The sequence below is a fragment of the Bacillus sp. EB106-06-01-XG163 genome, from assembly GCF_058791615.1.
In genome coordinates, this window is the sequence record NZ_JBYTDS010000033.1 from 1 (window position 1) to 1,580 (window position 1,580).

Here is a 1,580-nt window from a genome sequence, read left to right on the forward strand (position 1 = left end):
CATCAGGCGCTTGACGCCGTCTATGCCGGAAGCGGAGAAGTGCTCGCGAAGCTCACTCTTCCGCCGTCCGCCCGCGAGGAAAAGGAGCCGTTCATCCTGCATCCGAGCATGCTGGACGCCGCCCTTCAGGCTTCTATCGGTCTTGTGCTCTCAGACGGTTCCGCGTCCGGACGGCCGTTTCTGCCGTTTGCCCTGCAGGATATGCAGGTGTTTTCTGCGTGCCGGGAGACGATGTGGGCGGTGCTTTCCTCAGCGGACGGCGCCTATCATATTGAGCTGTGTGATGAAAACGGCGCGGTATGTGTCCGATTGACGGGGCTCACCGCCCGTTTTCTGGAAGAGGACACGGAGGAAAAACCGCTCTTGCTTCAGCCAAAGTGGCAGGAATCACCGCCGGGTGAAGGCGGCGGACAAGAAGCGTCTTTCAGATACGTGACGCTGTATGGCGGAATGAACGCTAAGGACATAAGCGGCGCCGTATGTGCGGCTGACGGCGAAGGTCCGATTGAAGACCGTTATGACGCCTGCGCGGCGGAGCTGTCAGCGATCGTCACGCGTCTTATCAAAGAAAAACAGAAGAAAAAAACGCTGATCCAGCTTCTTGTCCCCGACAGGGGGGAAGACAATGTGTTGGCGGGGCTGGCCGCTTTTCTGAAAACGGCTCACCTTGAACATCCGAAGCTGTACGGCCAAGTCATCCAAGCCGATCCGGACGAGTCAGCCTCATCGCTTCTTGCCAAGCTGAAAGAAAACCGGGCGCATCCTGAACAAGCGGAAATCCGTTATGAAGACGGCAAACGTCTCGTCAGAAACTGGCGTCATCTGCCGGCGCCTCAAAGCGGCGCCGTTCCGTGGAAAGACGAAGGGGTCTACCTCCTCACCGGGGGAGCGGGCGGCATCGGCCTGATTTTCGCTGAAGAAATAGCCTCCCGCGTCAAAAACGCTGTCCTCGTATTAACGGGAAGGGCGGAAGCGCTTGATGAAGACCGCTCCGCCCGCTTACGGCGCTTGGAAGCGTCGGGTGTCCGCGTATTGTATCAACCGGTAGACGTGACAGACAGGGCGGCGGTCATCGCCCTCGTCCGCGGCATACAGGAGGAGCACGGAACACTCGACGGGATCATTCACGGCGCAGGCGTGATCGCTGACAATTACATTCTGAACCAGACAGAAAACGAACGGAAGACCGTCATGGCGCCGAAGGTGAAAGGGCTTATCAATCTTGATGAAGCAGCGAAAGATGTGCGGCTGGATTTTTTCATTCTGTTTTCTTCCTTGGCTGGAGGTATGGGAAATCCGGGGCAGGCCGGTTATGCGGCAGCCAACGCATTTATGGATGTTTATGCAGCCCGCCGGAACCGTCTCGTGCGGGACAACGAGCGGAGCGGGCAGACTCTGTCTGTCAACTGGCCGCTTTGGGAAGAAGGCGGTATGCGTGTGGACAAAGAGACCGAACGGCTGATGTACGAACAGACCGGAATGAAAGCCATGCGATCGGCCTCAGGCATCCAAGCGCTTTACGCCGCTTTTGCCTCCGGAGAACACCAGGTCATGGTGGCAGAAGGCGACGAAAAACGGAT

1 protein-coding gene is annotated in these 1,580 nt (G+C 57.8%); it reads left to right on the plus strand.

What is annotated here, in order from left to right:
• The coding region (locus tag AC3WTF_RS19240) for an SDR family oxidoreductase (RefSeq protein WP_492314343.1) at positions 1–1,580 on the plus strand (1,580 nt) is incomplete at both ends.